This window comes from Geminocystis sp. (genome assembly GCF_041753295.1).
In the GTDB taxonomy this organism is placed as follows: Bacteria; Cyanobacteriota; Cyanobacteriia; order Cyanobacteriales; family Cyanobacteriaceae; genus Geminocystis.
In genome coordinates this window covers 1-17,706 of the sequence record NZ_JBGSUU010000130.1, presented here as the reverse complement: position 1 = coordinate 17,706, position 17,706 = coordinate 1, and the positions used below count along the sequence as shown (strand labels likewise).

Below are 17,706 nucleotides of genomic sequence, written 5' to 3'. Positions count from 1 at the left end.
TAAATTATTAGGAATCAATTTTCTTCCTTTATAGCTTAATTAACTATTGTCAGACTAATATATAATGAGAGGTTTGCAGTTTAATCATATTCAATAGAAAATAAATTATGTTTTGGGCGGATAAAATAGCGGAAACGTCGCAACAACCAGAATTAGTTAACGATTCCAAAACTCCTTCAGGTAGAGTTCATGTAGGTTCAGTAAGAGGGGTAATTATTCATGATGTCATGTATAGGGCATTAAAAAGAGCAGGAAAACCCGTTAAATTCACCTATGGCGTTGATGATTATGACGCTTTGGACACCGTACCCCATTACTTAGATAAAGCGCAATTTGAGCCATATTTAGGGTATCCTCTTTGCAATGTACCTTCTCCTGATGATAGTGCGTCTGATTATGCTAAGTATTTTATGGGAGAATTTTTAGAAGTATTTGATTATTTAGGTGTCAAAGCCGAAATTTATTATTTAAGAGACTTGTATCGTTCTGGTAAATTAAATCACTATATTGACTTATTTTTACGTCACGCCCAAGATATTCGAGAGGTATATTTAGATGTCAGTAAATCTCAGAGAGCCGATAATTGGTATCCTTTTCAGTTAATCTGTCCTAATTGTGGTAAGATTGCAACTACTAATGTAACTGATTATAACGGCAAAAAAGTTTATTATACTTGTAAAGAAGATGCTACGGATTGGGTGAAAGGTTGTGGTAGTAAAGGTTGGGTGTCACCAATGGATGGTAACGGTAAATTGCCTTGGAAAGTGGAATGGGTGGCGAAATGGGATTTAGTTGGTGTTACCATGGAAATGGCGGGAAAAGATCACTCTCAAAAAGGTGGATCTCGTGATGTAGCTAATGGGATTTCTCGTAAAGTTTTACATAAAAAACCTCCCTTTCATTCTCCTTATGAATTCATCCTTGTTAATGGCACGAAAATGAGTTCTTCTAAGGGTGTTGGCTCAAGTGCAAAAGATATGGCTGACTTATTGCCACCAGAATTATTGCGTTTTTTAATGTTAAGAACTCAGCCAAAAACTGTTATTAATTTTGCTCCTAATTATGATACAATTATTAAGCTATTTAGAGATTATGATAATTTATTAAATGAGTATGCTAAATTAAAAGAAAATAACGAGAATGTAGAGTTAAATAAAACTTTATTACCTTTATTTTATGCTCAATTAGATGAAGAAATAAAACCTTATTATACTTTTGATATTAGTACTTTAATTTCTTTATTACAAGTACCCCATTTAGACTTAAAAGAGGAAATTATCAAAAGAGCAGAAAAAGAATTAAATGACTATGATTGGGAGAAAATAAATCAAAGAATAGCAGTAGCTAAAAAATGGTTACAAGACTATGCTGATGAGGAAGAAAAACTGGTTATTTATTTTGATAAAATTCCCGATACTGCTAATAATTTAACCATAGAACAAAAACATTATTTAAGTACATTAAAAGATATTTTAACGACTATAGACAATTGGGAAGGAGAAGAATTGCAGACGGCTTTGTTTACAGCTACTAAACAATTAGGAGTAAGTCCAAATATTGCTTTTCCCGCAGTTTATTACTCTTTTTTAGGTAAGGAAAAAGGGCCAAAAGCTGGTTATTTATTCTCTTATTTAGATAAAGATTTTGTCCTCAAACGTTTAGAAGAAGTTATATTAATAGTTAATAGTTAATAGTTAATAGTTAATAGTTTATTTTTTTCTTACTTATTATCTTTCTTAAGGAAACATACAATTAATTTTGTCTGAGTACTTAATTTAACACATCCCTTTTTAATTAATTAAACTTTATGACAATCACTCCTCTAACTTGGCAAGAATTAGAAAAACTTACAGATTATCACCTTGATACTGTTAATGGATTAACTAATTCACAAGCACTGTTAAGATTATTTAATCAATCGGAAGAAAATATTAGAGTAACCTTATATCGAGACTATCACGCATGGTGTCCTTATTGTCAAAAAGTGTGGTTGTGGTTAGAAGAAAAGCAAATTCCCTACCGCATCAAAAAAGTAACCATGTTTTGTTATGGGCAAAAAGAAAGCTGGTATAAAGAAAAAGTGCCATCAGGAATGTTACCTGCTATCGAATTAGATGGAAGAATTATCACTGAAAGTGACGATATTCTGTTGGCGTTAGAAAATGCTTTTGGAGTCTTGGGGTTAGGAATGCAACACCCTCAAGTTATGGCTTTAAGAAAGCTAGAAAGATTGTTATTTCGTGGGTGGTGTAGTTGGCTTTGTTATCCGACAATGTTTAAAATGCAGGAGGAGAATAACCGTAAACAATTTCTTGAAGTTGTCAAGCAAGTGGAGGCGGCTTTAAGCGTTACTGATAGCCCTTATTTTCTGGAGGTTTTTTCTATCGTCGATGTCATTTTTACCCCTTACGTTGAGCGTATGAGTGCCAGTCTTTACTATTATAAAGGCTACTCTTTGAGAGAAGAAAATCCGTATTTTTCTCGTTGGTTTGATGCCATGGAAACTCGAACAACTTATAGAGGTACACAAAGTGACTTTCATACTCATGCTCACGATTTACCGCCGCAAATGGGGGGGTGTTATGAAAATGGCACAGAAAAAGCGAGAATTAACCAAAAATTAGTAGATGAAGGAGACTGGTTTAGTTTACCTGATGTTAGCTATTCTGAGCCTAAAAATTCTCGTCAAGAGGCGTTATATCGAGTTTTAAAACATCGTCATAACATTATCAAAGTCAATCCTACGGATAATCAATTATTTGATGAAGCCTTGCGTTGCGCTTTAACTAATCTGATGACAGAAGAAAATTGTCTTCCTCCCCCTAATTCTGCTGTGGGGTTGCGTTATTTACGAGATAGAATCAGTATTCCTCGAGATATGTCGATTTATGCAGGAAAAAGATTGCGTACTGCTTTAGAGCATACGGCTAGTTTACAAAGTAATGCACAACCTGAATCTTTACCGATACGTCATCGAAGAGATCAAAATCCGATAAACTTTACTTAAGAGTGTAAATTTTTGTTTAAGTATCCGTAAATATACTTAAACTATTAATTTATAATTAATCAAAATTTTTGGATCTTCTACAGTAGTTATGATAAATTCAGATAAGATAAACGTTATATAGTTGGCACTATAAGGATTATAAGAATTAACCATTAAATTTGTTATAGATTGACAGTTTGTATTTTACCTGACACCTGACACCTGACACCTTTTTCAAGATAGAGGTTAATATTTTCGATGAAGATTATTTTAGTAGAAGATGATGAAAGGTTAGGAAAATTAATCAAAGAATATTTAATTCATGAATCAGAAGTATTTGATATAGTAAAAACTGGGGTTAATATTGCACAACAATTAGAAGAAAAAAAATATGATATTCTTATATTAGATGTAATGTTACCTGATAAAAATGGTATCGATATTTGTCGGGAATTACGGAAAAATAATGTTAATATAAGTATTCTATTTATCACTGCTTTAAACAATCAAATAGATAAAATAAAAGCCTTTGAATCTGGTGCTGATGATTATTTAACAAAACCCTTTGATTTTCAAGAATTGTTAGTAAGAATAAAAGCATTAGTTAGAAGAGAAAATAATATTGAATCTCCTAAATTAATTTGGCAAAACCTCATCATGATGCCAGAAGAAAAAAAAGTAGTTTATCAAAATCAATCTTTACATTTAACTCCTACAGAATTTAAGATTTTACAGATTTTTTTAGAAACCCCTAACAAAGTATTCAATACTGAAAATATTATCGATAAACTTTGGGATATAGATACTATTCCTACTAATAATACTTTAAGATCTCATATTAAATCATTACGTAAAAAATTAGAACAAGTTGGCTTAGATAAAGAATTTATTGAAACAGTTTATGGTATGGGTTATCGGTTAAAAACTCCATCTATTACTAATCAACCAACATTAGAAAATAATAGTCAAACAGAAAATAAAATAATTAGTCATAAAGAAGAAAAGTTAACACTATTCATGGAAGAAATATGGTTAGATAATCAAGAAAGTGTTAGTAATGATTGTCAAACTTTATTAGATTATATTCAAGGAAAAAAAGATGATATTTCTATTGATGATATAATTCGTATTCCTCATAATTTTGTCGGCTTTTTAGGGAGTATTGGTTTTAGTTATGCTGGAGAAATAGCTAGAAATATTGAAGCCTTTTTAAAAGAGAATAAAAATAATTTAAAAGAGGAAAAAGTACAATTAAAAATAACTAATCTAATTTATGATTTACAAAAAAGTTTATTCCCTGAAGCAAAATTAATTTTTAAGAAAAATAATCAGTTAATAGGTATAAACTATAAAGTTAATATACTTGTCATTGATGAAGATCAAAAATTAGCAGATGAATTAATATTTTTTATAGAAAATCCTAACATTGATCTTAATTTTGCCTATACTATTAATACTGCGATTAAATATATAAATGACTATGAATATGATTTAGTTATTTTAGAAACTCAGTGGAAAAATCAGGAGGATAGACAAAATTTAATTTTAGATTTATTAAGTCAAAAACAAGATAAAACTAAAATAATAATCTATAGTAAAAATGATGATTTAGAAAATAGATTATATTGTTCAAAATATCCTATTAATGCTTTTTTAAGTAAAAATAATTCTTTAGAAATTCTTTGGCAAAATATAGAAAATGTCTTAGGGAAAAATAATGATAATTCTCAGATAACATCTCTCTATGACATCCTAATAATTGATGATGATATAAGGTTTACTGAAGTTTTAAAACAAAAATTAATTCTTAACCAATTACCCGTTAATATTAATATTATTTCTGATAGTGAAACTTTTTTAGATGAAATAAAAAAAATTAAGCCTCATTTAATTATTTTAGATTTAGAAATGCCAAAACTTAACGGCTTAGATATATGTAAAATTATCAAAAAAGATCCTTTTTTACAATCAATTCCAGTTTTATTTCTTACGGGAAATTTAGCGGAAGATGTTATTACTAAATTTATCGAAGCCGGTGCGGATGATTTTATCAGTAAATCAAAAATTGATGTAGAGTTATATCCTAGAATTATCACTCATTTGAATAGATATAAAAAATCATAATTATGAAGTACAATTTAACCGTTAAATCTGGATAACTTTTTACTTCAATCATTTTAATTAAACCTAAAACCTGATACCTATTAAAACTTAATATTATGAATGAGTGGGTAATGTCAGTTACTTAAATCGAAAGTAGCTTATTCATTATTTATTAATTATTGATATTATTATGGAATAGGAAAACAATAAACCTATTGAGGTAAAATGTATGTTATCAAAAATGTATCCCCGTGTTATTGATAGTGTCGGGGAATGGAATCCCCAGTTATTTCGAGAAATCAAAGGCAGATTAACACCAAAAACTATTACGATTATTTCTTTAGTTTCTATTATTGGACAAGCATTATTATATTTATATTTTCAGGGATTATTGCCAAAAGTAGAAGGTGGTTATAATCGTTATTGTACTGTAGTTGTTGAAAATGAGTCTTATTCCTCCAACCTTGGTGTTTGTAGTAAAGATTTATTAGGCAATTTACAGATGATTAAAGAATTATGGTGGTTAGATTTATTTACTACGATGAGTATTCTAGGAGTTTTTATTCTCTTAGTTGTTGGTAGTTATATGTTAATGACAGATGTCTCAAAAGAAAATAGTAGAAATACTCTTAACTTTATTCGCCTTACTCCTCAATCAGCCATAACTATTTTAGGCGGAAAAATCTTAGGTGTGCCGATTTTAGTCTATTTATTCGGTATTTTAGCGACACCTCTACATTTAGTAGCTGGATTAAAAGCTAATATTTCTCTTCCTTTAATTATCGGCTTTTATCTCGTTTTAGCTATTAGTTGTTTATTTTTTTATAGCGCCAGTTTACTATTTAGTTTAGTTTCTGGTGATTTAGGTAATTTTCAAGGATGGTTAGGAAGTATGGCAATTTTCTTCTTCTTATCTACCATGACAGGAGTAGCGATGGAGGCAAAAAGTTTTACCGCCACTTCCCTTGATTGGATTATTCTTTTTAATCCCATGATGTTTTTACCTTATCTCATCAAATCTACATTTCTTTCTCCTGATACCATCGGTTATTTATCTATCAAAGGATTAAATAGTCTTAACTGGTATGGTAACTTTTGGTGGCAAAATAGCTTAGTCAGTTTATGCTTAATTATCGCCAATTATGGAATTTGGACATTTTGGATATGGCAAGGAATCAAACGTCGTTTTCATAATCCTTCAGATACCATTCTCTCTAAATATCATAGTTATTTAATTTCTGCTTGTTTCGTTATTTTTAATGTGGGATTTACTTTACAACAAATCAAGTCTTATTCTTCCCTTAATGACAAACTCATTAGTTTACAAGTATTTAACTTTTTCTTTTTCTTGTTACTAATAATCGCTTTAACTCCTTCTCGTCAGAGTTTACAGGATTGGGCACGCTTTCGCCATGAAAATTCTTCTTATCGTCATGAGATTCATGATTTATTATTAGGAGAAAAAAGTCCTTCTCCTTTAGTTATTGCTGGTAATATAGCTATCGTTACCTTATATACCATTCCTGCTGTATTAATATTTCCTTTTCAAACGAATAAATTATCAATTTTGGCAGGTTTATTTTTAGGCGCAACCATAATGATAATTTACGCCACCATATTTCAATTATTATTGATGATTAAAAGTAACAAAAGAAATTTAATCGCTACTGGGGTTTTGGCAACTTTGATTTTTAGCCCATTTTTAGGTTTAATTATCATAGGTGAAAGTTATCGTAGTTTTCCACTTTTATCCTTATTTTCCGCTTTTCCTTTAGCCGTCACTACTGGTAAAGTAACAATTATTCCGATTATGCTAAGTTTATTAACTCAAATCATGGTAATAATCGCTGCTAATTATCAGTTAAAAAGAGTCTTACATAAAGCAGGAATGTCGGAAACAAAAATATTGTTAGATAATTAACCCTAATTACAGGCAAGAAGTAACAAACATTTTTCTTAATTTTTCTTTAAATCTTGTGAAACTTGCCAAACTTTCCACAAGTTACCCTGCATTAACCCACTAATACCTTTTAGATATTGAAACTCAATCACATTCGGTTTAATTTTTAACGCCGGTTGTAATGCTTTTTCTCCTTCTCTTCCTTTCCAATCATAGAGATATAAAACGCTTAAATATCCATGATTAAACGCATTCTCTGGATTTATTTCTACTAATTTTTTAGCGGTGGCGATCGCCTGAACTACTTTTTGTTGTAATACTTGAGATAAAAGTAAAGTATATAAATAATCTAAATTATTATCACTTTGTAATCGATATTGCATGGCTTTTTCCGTTACTTTGAGATAATCTTGAGTAGGATCATATTGATTAATTCTACCGATATTAGAAAAAATAGGATCTAAACCTTCAATACCTTGAGATAAATTGGGCGCTAATTGTCGAATTTGAGACACTAAATCTAGGGGTTGATTAGAGTTAATTAAAGGAGTATTTTTATTCACCGTAACTTGAATATTTGGGGTAGAAATGGGATAAGTTTCCCCAGTGATTTTGTCTAAGTAAGTGGCTTGTAAAATATAATCACCGTCAGAAATATTTTGATTAACAAACATAGCGGTATTTTCTATTACTTGAAAATCTTGTTTTAATTCTTCTGTGTTAACATTAGCAGAGTGTAAATTACCCATAGCAATGCCATGATCATGAGTCCATTTTTCGCTACTATTTAAAGATTGCCAATTTAAAATAACGATACCATTTTCTAAATTATATAATGATCCAGACCATTTATAAGTAATAGGAATAGATTGTAAAATATTAAATTTGTCAGGAATAATTACTTCATCTAATTTAACTTTACTATTATTAGTAGAAAGAGATAAAACTTCGTTATGAGGTAAAGTGCGATGATATAGTTTTAATTCACTTTTATCTGGCAATTGCCAAGTATTTACTATGTTAAAGTCACCGTTATTTTCTACTAAATTTACTGTAGCTGGTTGTGATTCTGGTATAGATCCTTGCTCTCCTGTTTTCGTCAAAAACCAGTCTAAAGAATTAACATCTTCAAGCACAAATTTTTGTTGCACTCCGACTTGTCTTCCGAATACTTGAAAGTTAGGAATTGAGCCATAAAAAGAGATATTATGTTGATTAATTTCAGGGGTAGAAGGTAAAACTCCGATGTTAGATCTTAAATATGGGTTAAGATTAATTGTAGCAGGAATAACGTCTTCAGTTGCCCATTTTTCTGAGGTATAGGGAAAACGTTGCATTTTTGGACTTAGTTTTTCTGTTAATAAACTACCTCCTAAAGGGAATAAATTTAACATCATTAAAACTATAGCTAATATTATAGTAAATATTTTAAAAAAAGATGAACCAATGGCGGTATAACTAAATATTAATGCAGATAAAATTAAGGCTAAAACTGGTAATAATGGCAAAATATAACGAGCATCTTTATTTACATTTAATGAGGATAATAAATAACCACCTATTAAAAAGATAAATAACCAAAGAGTAATTAAAAAAGTTAAAGAATATTTATTATTTTTTACATTGACTGTATTTTGATAAAAATTAGTTTGAAGATAATACCCTATATTTTTATATTTGATTGATTTTTGAACATAAAATTTTATCACTAAATAAATTAAACATATAAGGGGTATAATAAATAAATGCCATGATAATAAATAGGGTAAAACTTTACCGTAAAAAGTCCAGGCTTCTAAAGTATTTAAAGGTGGATCTCCTTCTAAAATGGCTGAGTCTATAGTGGCGCGTTTTCCTGATGTAAAAATTAATAGCCAATTAGTGCGATACCAAGGAAAAAAGATAAAAATAGCAATAAAAAAACTGGTAATTAGTTGTGTTAATTTCTCCCATTTTTTATAGAGAAGTAAAGAAATAAAAGCAAAACAAATGGGGAAGAATAAGAAGAAAATAAAAGTTTGTTTTAACATTATTCCTAAACCTAAAGAAATACCTGTTAATAGGCTTAAATACCAAGATAATTTATTTGCTTTTGTGAAATACCAATAACTTAAACAAGTAAAACTAAAAGTTATAATTACGGTGAGGGGATAGTCTAAAAGAAATTCTAAACGATAAACATATAAAGCTGGTATTAATTGTACTAATAGACAGGCAAATAAAGCTATTTTATGATTGAAAAATAATCTACCTAAATAAAAAATTGAAACTAATAAAACTATACTAAATAGCGATAAAACTAAGTTACCTTTATCGACACTAGCACCTAAAATCAAAAAAAATGGTGCAGTAATAATATACATTAAAGGTGGTATTTTATTTGATAATAACCAAAATTCACGCCACCATGAACTATCAAAAAAATGAGGGTTTTTCAGCGCTTCTTTATATAACATTACTCCGTTGAGATATTCAGAAGGATCCCAAGGTGGTATAGTATTATCTAAACTAAACCAAATACGATCAATGATAAAACCAAAACTCCAAATTAGTATTAAACAGACAATAATAAATTGTCGAGATACATTATTTGATTTTTGATAATTATGGTTAAATAGTTTGTTAAATAACATTTCATTTTATTTTATTTTTCATTCTTTGTCATGATAACAGCTTTTTGTTTCTCCATTAATAATTTAGCGATCGCCTCTGATATAATGTTAATTAAATTGAGGGGAAAAAAGCGTAAAAATTCCTCAGAATCTAGTTGATTATCAAAGAAAAGATAACATTTAGTTTGATAGTTTAAAATTTCTGTAAAACTTAAATATCTAACAATGAAACTAGAAAAAAGAGTATTTTTAAAACTGTCATATAAACTGCAATCAAACTCAGAATCTAATAGAATAAGTACTTGTTTTTCTATTTCATTTTGAGGATGGTAAGGTTTAGATGAAGGTAAAAAATTCATGATAGATAAATATTTATGAGAAAAATCAAACAAAAAAGATAAAGATATGTCGCACTGAAAACGATAACATAAAGCCTCTAGTAGAGAAATGCTGACTAAGTTTGTTGCTAAATAATATTTACTAATAGTCAGATTATATCTAGTAATATTAACTAACTCTTGAAATTCGACAATATTTGGCTGATTATTATATTGATGAAAAATTAATTGAGGAGATAAAGAGTTAAGAAATAGAGTAGTTTTAGCTAAAGAAAAACGATAGTCTTTAATGGTATATTTATGGGTATCAATTAAATCATGATTAGTTTCCGCTAATAATAACCATGTATTGTTAATAAAATCATATACATTAGCAGAAGCAAAACCGCCAACATCAATATTAGCAAATTTAACAGCTTGGGAAATAGTCAAGATAATTTCTGCATTGTTTAAACCAAGATTAAATTTTTGATTAACTTCTGTTAAACGTTGTTGCAACTGATGAGGAATACTTTTTTCTCCAGTAATAATTTTCCGAAAAGGAATAGTTAATTCAATCATCGTCACAATACGAGTAATGATAGATAAAGGTAAAAAAGATTCTAAGATTTTAGCGGCAATTAAAGCGCTTAAAAATTCGTTTTGATTTAATGATGATAATTTATTTCCTAAATGTAAATCAAAAATTCTTAAAACAATTTCTGCACAATTATCTTGATAATCTAAATTAGATTTAATAAATAAAACTCCTTCTTTCTCAATAATAAAAGGGTTTAAATAAGGAGTTAAATGAAAGGAAATTTTATTATCTATTTGTAAATAAACTAAATCATGGAATAATGCCGCTAAAGTTATTAAAGAATCTCCAGTTTTTGATACCATTAATATATGTTCAAAAGAGTGAAAATATCTCCATTTACCCGTCATACTTTCTAAAATTAACTCCGAAATTTCACAGATTTTCTTATCTGTCACCAAAAAGCCTAATTCATTAATAGCAGTAGTAAGTATTTGACGACATTGATAAAAATAATCTGCTGAATTCATTAGTTTGAGTAATTCTTCCTTGAATAATTATGATGAAAATAAAATATTTCCTGGATTTTTATGTCCTAAAATTTATTTAATTCCATCTTAAGAAATATTATCTCATTATTCAAATAAAATATCTTCAAAACAACTTTCTCCCACTTCCCTAAGTTGCGAAGCTACTTTTGCATTATTATTGATTTGTCTTGTTAATTCCTTAAATTTCTCTGTACTGTAACGCTTTCTAAACTCTTTTATACTGCAATCACAAACACTTTTTGCTGCTTCCGCTGGTAATCCTTCTTTTTGCGATCGCACTAAACACTCTTGTTTATAATTACACCACACAGATGCTTGTTGTGGTTTTAAACCTTCTTTAGTTAAACCTTGAATACATTGTTGTGAATTGAAAGGTGATTGAGTAGATTGTGCGATAGTTTTTTCAGCTATAAAAAAAGGAGAAAAAGTAAGAAAAGAAAGACTGAATACTGTCAAAAATTTATGAGATTTAAACATACTTAATAACCTAAAAATAGTTAAGACACTTATATGACGATAAAAAGGGGAAAAAGTTCCAAAAGAAAGAGATAAATAAATTTATTATTGATTATTTGAGAGAAAATATTTAAGATTTATTTAAAAATAGCACCTTTAAGAATTAACTCTTGTTTTTTATCCTCTTCTAAACCTAAATTATTGCTAAAAATAGCACCTTTAACATTAGCATTACTAAAACTGGTATTTTGTAAATTAGTATTAGTTAAATTAGCATTAATTAAATTAGCACCGATTAAATTACTTAAGGCTAAACTAGAATTTTGTAAACTAGCACCTTCAAAATTTACACCTTCTAAATAAGCACCACTTAAGTCAGCACCATTAAGTTTAACATACTTTAAATTACCATCACTTAAATCAATATCCGTTAAATCTGCACCCCTTAAATTAGCGGTTTGAAAATTACCACTACTCAAAGATAATCCGCTTAAATTTACTCCCGTTAAATCTCCTCCAGCAAAATCTATCAAAGGATTTAAACCAGCCATTTGTGCTAATTCAGGGAAATTATTTTTCGTAGTTAGATAAATTGATTGAATAATTTTTCTTAATTCAAGAGCTTGTTTTTCAGTTAAATTATCTTGTTTTTGATGAGGTAAAGTTGATGTAAAATTAGCATCTTTAGAGCCAAAAATTGCTTGACTAATGTAAGGAGTTAATTGAGTATTTTCAATAAATTCTGCTAATTTACGTTCTAAAATACTATGTTTATTGGGAGTAATATCATGTCTCCATAATCCTTCAATATCTGTTAAAAATATATCAGATTTTTTTGCGACAATTTGAGCTTTTAATTGATAAGGATGAGCTTTAACTTTTAAAACTCCTAACTTAATTTTACTTAAATTACCTTGTAAAAATTTACCATCAGATAAATAATTAATATCCCAGATTAGTTGGGAGGAAAAAACATTATTAACCACAGTAATTATTGAAGAATTTATCTCAGCTTTTTCAATAAAGACTAAATTATTTAAAGTTAACAATAACTTACTAGATCTTAGCCCAAATTTAACTCTTCCGTCTAAAATTTCTTCCTGTTGCTGATTATGTTTAATATGAAGATATAATTCATATTGATGATCAATTTTAGGAATAAATTGTAATTCCATTAATAAACAATCTGGACATTGATTATGAGATTCTAATAATTGCATAAAATATATAGTGTTAATAAAATATAAACAAATTTGATCATGAGTGATGAAATATCTTTAAACAGAATATCATCTTGAGTTATGATACTGAAGACTATCTAAAACAATTGTTTACTCAACGCAACAAAAAAAGCGCTAATGACTGCTACACCTTGGACAAGAAGACATATTATTTCCTTAGAAGACTTTAGCCTAGATGAATATAATGCCGTTTTAACCACCACTTCAAGTTTCAAAGATGTTTTGCAAAGTCGCACAAAAAAAGTCCCAGCATTACAAGGGCAAGTTGTAGCCACTATGTTTTTTGAACCTTCCACCCGTACTCGTAGTAGTTTTGAACTAGCAGCTAAAAGACTTTCCGCCGATATTCTCAATTTTGCCCCTAGTAGTTCTTCTTTAACTAAAGGTGAGACAATATTAGATACAGCAAAAACTTATCTAGCCATGGGGGCGAATATAATGGTAATTCGTCATAGTCAATCAGGAGTACCGTTAAATATTGCCCAAGAAATGGATAAGTTACAATCAGGAGTGAGTATTTTCAATGCTGGTGACGGTTTACATCAACACCCTTCTCAAGGTTTACTAGATTTATTCACCATCTGCTCTTTATTAGACCACAAAAATCCCCAAATGTCGTTACTTAAAGGCAAAAAAATCGCCATTGTAGGAGATATTTTACATTCTCGTGTTGCTCGTTCTAATATTAACAGTTTACTAGCCGGAGGCGCTCAATTACATTTAGCCGCACCACCGACACTTTTACCCACTTTATTCGCTGAGACTATCAATAATAACTATAAAGATCGTTTATTTTTACATTGGCAGTTAAAACCAGCCTTAGAAAATGCCGACTTTGTTATGACATTAAGACTACAAAAAGAACGCATGACAGATTATTTATTACCCAGTTTGCGAGAATATCATCAGTTATTTGGCATTACTCGTCAGACTTTACAATGGTGTAACCCTGATGTTAAAATATTGCATCCAGGGCCTGTTAATCGTGGTGTAGAAATTAGTTCTGATTTAATGGATGATCCCCAGTTTAGCTTAATTTGCGATCAAGTTACCAACGGTGTTGCTGTGCGTATGGCTTTATTGTATTTAATTGGTAATTCTTCTAATTAGGGTTTACACTGGGGAAATCAACTGAGTTTTTAATTTATCAGTATTTCTCCTAACTCCTAACTTCTAACTCCTAACTCCTAACTCCTAACTCCTAACTCCTAACTCCTAACTCCTAACTCCTAACTCCTAACTCCTAACTCCTAACTCCTAACTCCTAATAATTTTACTTATTTATACTAGAGACTTCACTAACACGACGGATATTTAAAATATCACTCATATTTTTAATTTGGTTAATTACATAACGAAATTGGGTAGCATTTTGTACGTCAATAGTTAAAGAAATTAATGCGGGTTTACCAAAATCAGTTTTCACACCAGCATTACTTACGTTAATATTTTGATCAGTTAATCTTCCCAAAATGTCTCTTAAAATACCAACACGATCCAGTGCTTCAATTACTATATCCACAGGATAAGTGGAATTACGACTTTTACTATCACCAGAATTCCAACTAACAGGAATTAAACGCTCACCCGGTATAGTACTTAGATTAGGGCAATCTAAATGATGAATAGAAATACCACGAATATTTGTCACCACTCCAATAATATTTTCTCCGGGTAATGGGCGACAACATCCAGCAATATGATACATTAATCCTTCGATACCACAAATAGGATATTTATTCCCGTTAATTTCTTTATAAGTTTTGGTGACAGTAGTCGCTAAAGGAGTTTCTCCTAATGGTTGAGTTTTAACTTCAGGTTGTTGTTGTTTATTTTCTTCTCGCAAACGACTGATAACCTGCATACAAGTTATTTCTCCGTAACCTAAGGAAGCTAACAAGTCATCTACCTTGACAAAATTGCATTTTTGTGCTACTTTTTGCATGGTATCAGATTTTAACAAAGATTCTAAGCCATTTTTACCTAATTCTTTTTCTAATAATTCTCTACCTCTAGCGATATTTTCATCCCGATGAGATCTCTTATACCATTGACGAATACGATTTTTTGCGCTAGGGGTAACGGCATAATTTAACCAATCAAGACTAGGATGACTATTATTGCTAGTAATAATTTCCACTATATCCCCATTTTGGATAGATTGATCAAGAGGACACCATTTACTATTAATTCTCGCACCTTTCATGCGATTACCGACTTCACTATGAATGCGATAAGCAAAATCTACCACCGTTGCGCCTCTTGTCAAGGGGATAACTTCTCCTTTGGGGGTAAAAGCATAAACATCATCATCAAATAAATTTTCCTTGAGATTATCTACATATTCCTGTGCATCTTTTAAGTCTTTTTGCCAATCTAATAATTGTCGTAACCATGTAAATTTTTCCTCATCACTAGATAAATGAGTGTTATTAGAGTTTCCAGCTTCCTTATATTTCCAATGGGCGGCGATACCATATTCGGCGATATTGTGCATTTCAAGAGTCCGAATTTGTATTTCTAACGGTCTTCCATTAGAATTGACTACAGTAGTATGTAAAGATTGATATAAATTAGGCTTGGGTAAACCGATATAATCTTTAAATCTTCTTGGTATTGGACGAAAAGCATCATGAACTACAGCCAAGGCACGATAACACTCATCATTAGTATTAACAATAATTCTGACACCTGCCATGTCATAAATTTGATCAAACTCCTTGTGTTGAAGTTCCATTTTATGATATATTCCATACAGATGTTTAGGACGACCTTTTACTTCTATAGGATTAATACCTAAACTATTCAAACGATGATTAACAATAGCGATGACATTTTCAATTCTCCCCTCTCTATCTTTTCTTCTCTCAGATACTAAATTTTTGATGTTATTATAAGCGATAGGATTGAGATATTTAAAAGATAAATCCTCCAATTCCCATTTAAAATGCCAAATTCCGAGACGATTAGCTAAAGGTGCAAAAATTTCCTTTGTTTCTTCGGCGATTAATCTTTGTTTTTCTGGAGGTAAAAACTCCAAAGTGCGCATATTATGTAATCTATCGGCTAATTTTACCACAATCACTCGAATATCTTGAGCCATAGCCACAAACATTCGACGAAAATTCTCTGCTTGTCTTTCTTTTTTGCTAGAAAAATTATATTTAGAAAGTTTTGTTACTGCTTCTACTAACTGACGTACGTTTGCACCAAAAAGAGTTTCAATTTCCTCACAAGTAATCTCAGTATCTTCTACTACATCATGAAGAAAACCCGCCGCAATCATTTCACTATCTCCGCCCAAGTCTCGTAATAACTCCGCAACGGCTACAGGATGGGCGATATAAGGCTCTCCTGATTTACGATATTGTCCTTCATGCAAAGAATAAGCAAAGTTGAATGCTCTACAGATTAAGCTATTATGAGGATCATTTTGGTCTCCTGTGAGACAATTATTTAACCAATTTGGAATATGTAGTTTTTTGACTGGTTTGGTTTCAGAAATTAAAGTTGTGGTATTCATAATCTTGCGATAAAAAAATGGCTAAATTTGATATTATTTAGTTATAATCTTGAACGATTACGATCAAGTAAAAAATTTCAGAAATAAAAATCATTCCCTCAAGGAAACCTTAAACTTATTATTTCCATTGATATGAGAATCACCCCCACTGTGATGTTTTCTTTCTTTTACTATCACGGTAAAGGCTTTGATATTAGTAATTCAATTTCTTAAATTTTAACTCAATTTAGCCAAAATGTTATCAAAATCACATCAACAAGAATTGTTAGGTTGGTTAGAATTACTTAAAAGTTTAAACCTGTTGTTATGTGCTGATACAAATAATTTTACTCTTATTCAAAATAAATGGTATCAAATACAAGACTATTTGCAAATCAAAATAATGACTCTTAATAGTGACTATTTAGACATAAGTCAACAATCCTTATTTCAATCTTGGCAAACAGAAACCTATCGTTATATACGGCTTTTAAAAACAGATTTTTTATTCTATCAATCAGCAAAACAAATCACTACCAAAGAAAGTCGATTTTTAGTTATTCAACAACGTTTAAATGAAGCCATAAATTTAACCGATAATTATTTATTAGCTGTCTTAGATTAATAATTATTTTTTGTATAAAATTAAAGCCTAATTTAATTTAAAGTTGATATAAATTTTTTCTTTTATTTTAGTTATATCAAAATTATATTGATAAGTTTCAAGGGCATTTTTATCTAAATCATTAGCCCAAATAATATCATAATTTGCTCTTTCAAATCCTAAATCTAAACCACCACATCCACAGAATAAAGAAATTACTTTCATTTTATTTAGTATTCCTCAATACTATTATGTAATAAAGAATAATCTTTCAGATAATTCACTAGATTAACTTAATTGTAAAACGAAAAACGCTAATTATAGTATGTCGATTTATAGTTAGCATTTATCTAAACTGATATTTGGGATTTCTAAAGTCAAGCTAATTGTGAAAGAAAAAATATTAGTTAAATTCGGAAATAAAGTCAGAGAATTAAGATTAAAACAAAATATTTCACAGGAAAAATTAGCAGAAAAAGCTAACGTTCATCGAACATATATAGGGATGATTGAAAGAGCTGAAAAAAATATTACATTGATTAATATTGAGAAAATAGCGAAGGCTTTAGAAGTGAATATATATGATTTATTTACTGACTAAAAATAATGCAATCTTACTTAAATTTAATTACTATTAATGATAATAAAAATTTGATAAAAGAATTATTGTTAGAATTAGTTTTACAACCGAGAATTAATGCTTTAAAATGGTCAAAAATTACTCATCAAACACCGAATATTAAAATTGGTTATCCGGGGCTTTTAACAGTTAACAAAAAGTTACTTAAATCTTCTTAAACTTACTCATTTTTTGAGCTAGACTAGAACAATGAGTAAACTATCTATTTCTGAAGCCGCAAAACTAAAAGGTGTTAGTACATCTACACTGAGAAGGT

At 29.7% G+C, this 17,706-nt stretch carries 14 protein-coding genes; 8 read left to right on the top strand and 6 right to left on the bottom strand.

The features are described 5' to 3' along the window. Positions 1-107: 107 nt before the first annotated feature. From lysS to ACEW8E_RS16285, 4 genes are all read left to right on the top strand, one after another. The gene (gene lysS / locus ACEW8E_RS16300; protein WP_373481414.1) at positions 108-1,691 is read left to right on the top strand and encodes a lysine--tRNA ligase; all 1,584 of its coding nucleotides are present in this window, start codon (positions 108-110) and stop codon (positions 1,689-1,691) included. A 116-nt stretch (positions 1,692-1,807) separates the two neighbouring features. Continuing rightward, positions 1,808-3,007 carry a glutathione S-transferase family protein gene (locus tag ACEW8E_RS16295; RefSeq protein ID WP_373481413.1) on the top strand — a complete coding sequence of 400 codons (1,200 nt, stop codon included), beginning with the start codon at positions 1,808-1,810 and terminating at the stop codon, positions 3,005-3,007. Between the two features lie 237 nt (positions 3,008-3,244). Continuing rightward, complete coding sequence (locus ACEW8E_RS16290; protein ID WP_373481412.1) at positions 3,245-5,110, top strand: response regulator; 1,866 nt, start codon at positions 3,245-3,247, stop codon at positions 5,108-5,110. A gap of 208 nt (positions 5,111-5,318) precedes the next feature. Next, complete coding sequence (locus tag ACEW8E_RS16285; RefSeq protein ID WP_373481411.1) at positions 5,319-7,010, top strand: ABC transporter permease; 1,692 nt, start codon at positions 5,319-5,321, stop codon at positions 7,008-7,010. Between the two features lie 35 nt (positions 7,011-7,045). On the opposite strand, the gene ACEW8E_RS16280 is transcribed toward ACEW8E_RS16285, so the two are convergent. The 4 genes from ACEW8E_RS16280 to ACEW8E_RS16265 form a co-directional block, all read right to left on the bottom strand. Further along, on the bottom strand, positions 7,046-9,622 hold the full coding sequence (locus tag ACEW8E_RS16280; RefSeq protein WP_373481410.1) for a glycosyltransferase family 39 protein: 2,577 nt from the start codon (positions 9,620-9,622) through the stop codon (positions 7,046-7,048). Between the two features lie 11 nt (positions 9,623-9,633). Then, a complete protein-coding gene (locus ACEW8E_RS16275) occupies positions 9,634-10,986 on the bottom strand; it encodes a hypothetical protein (protein WP_373481409.1) in 1,353 nt (450 codons plus the stop codon). A 105-nt stretch (positions 10,987-11,091) separates the two neighbouring features. Beyond that, positions 11,092-11,484 carry a hypothetical protein gene (locus ACEW8E_RS16270; protein ID WP_373481408.1) on the bottom strand — a complete coding sequence of 131 codons (393 nt, stop codon included), beginning with the start codon at positions 11,482-11,484 and terminating at the stop codon, positions 11,092-11,094. 116 nt (positions 11,485-11,600) lie between these two features. Then, on the bottom strand, positions 11,601-12,683 hold the full coding sequence (locus ACEW8E_RS16265; RefSeq protein ID WP_373481407.1) for a pentapeptide repeat-containing protein: 1,083 nt from the start codon (positions 12,681-12,683) through the stop codon (positions 11,601-11,603). 138 nt (positions 12,684-12,821) lie between these two features. On the opposite strand from ACEW8E_RS16265, the gene ACEW8E_RS16260 reads away from it, so the two are divergent. Further along, a complete protein-coding gene (locus ACEW8E_RS16260; protein WP_373481406.1) occupies positions 12,822-13,814 on the top strand; it encodes an aspartate carbamoyltransferase catalytic subunit in 993 nt (330 codons plus the stop codon). A 163-nt stretch (positions 13,815-13,977) separates the two neighbouring features. Here the strand turns inward: ACEW8E_RS16260 and ACEW8E_RS16255 are convergent, their stop codons facing one another. Further along, a complete protein-coding gene (locus ACEW8E_RS16255; protein ID WP_373481405.1) occupies positions 13,978-16,227 on the bottom strand; it encodes a bifunctional (p)ppGpp synthetase/guanosine-3',5'-bis(diphosphate) 3'-pyrophosphohydrolase in 2,250 nt (749 codons plus the stop codon). Between the two features lie 235 nt (positions 16,228-16,462). Between ACEW8E_RS16255 and patD the strand changes: the two genes are divergently transcribed. After that, complete coding sequence (patD, locus tag ACEW8E_RS16250; protein ID WP_373481404.1) at positions 16,463-16,831, top strand: heterocyst frequency control protein PatD; 369 nt, start codon at positions 16,463-16,465, stop codon at positions 16,829-16,831. 27 nt (positions 16,832-16,858) lie between these two features. Here the strand turns inward: patD and ACEW8E_RS16245 are convergent, their stop codons facing one another. Beyond that, positions 16,859-17,035, bottom strand: coding sequence for a DNA cytosine methyltransferase (locus tag ACEW8E_RS16245; RefSeq protein WP_373481403.1), 177 nt, complete (start codon positions 17,033-17,035; stop codon positions 16,859-16,861). 163 nt (positions 17,036-17,198) lie between these two features. Here ACEW8E_RS16245 and ACEW8E_RS16240 point away from each other — a divergent pair, with 163 nt between their 5' ends. Together ACEW8E_RS16240 and ACEW8E_RS16235 are read left to right on the top strand one after the other, a co-directional pair. Beyond that, entirely contained in the window at positions 17,199-17,411 is a 213-nt protein-coding gene (locus ACEW8E_RS16240; RefSeq protein WP_373481402.1) for a helix-turn-helix domain-containing protein, read from the top strand. A 5-nt stretch (positions 17,412-17,416) separates the two neighbouring features. Next, positions 17,417-17,608, top strand: a complete 192-nt coding sequence (locus ACEW8E_RS16235; protein ID WP_373481401.1) for a hypothetical protein — start codon at positions 17,417-17,419, stop codon at positions 17,606-17,608. The last annotated feature ends 98 nt before the right edge of the window (positions 17,609-17,706 follow it).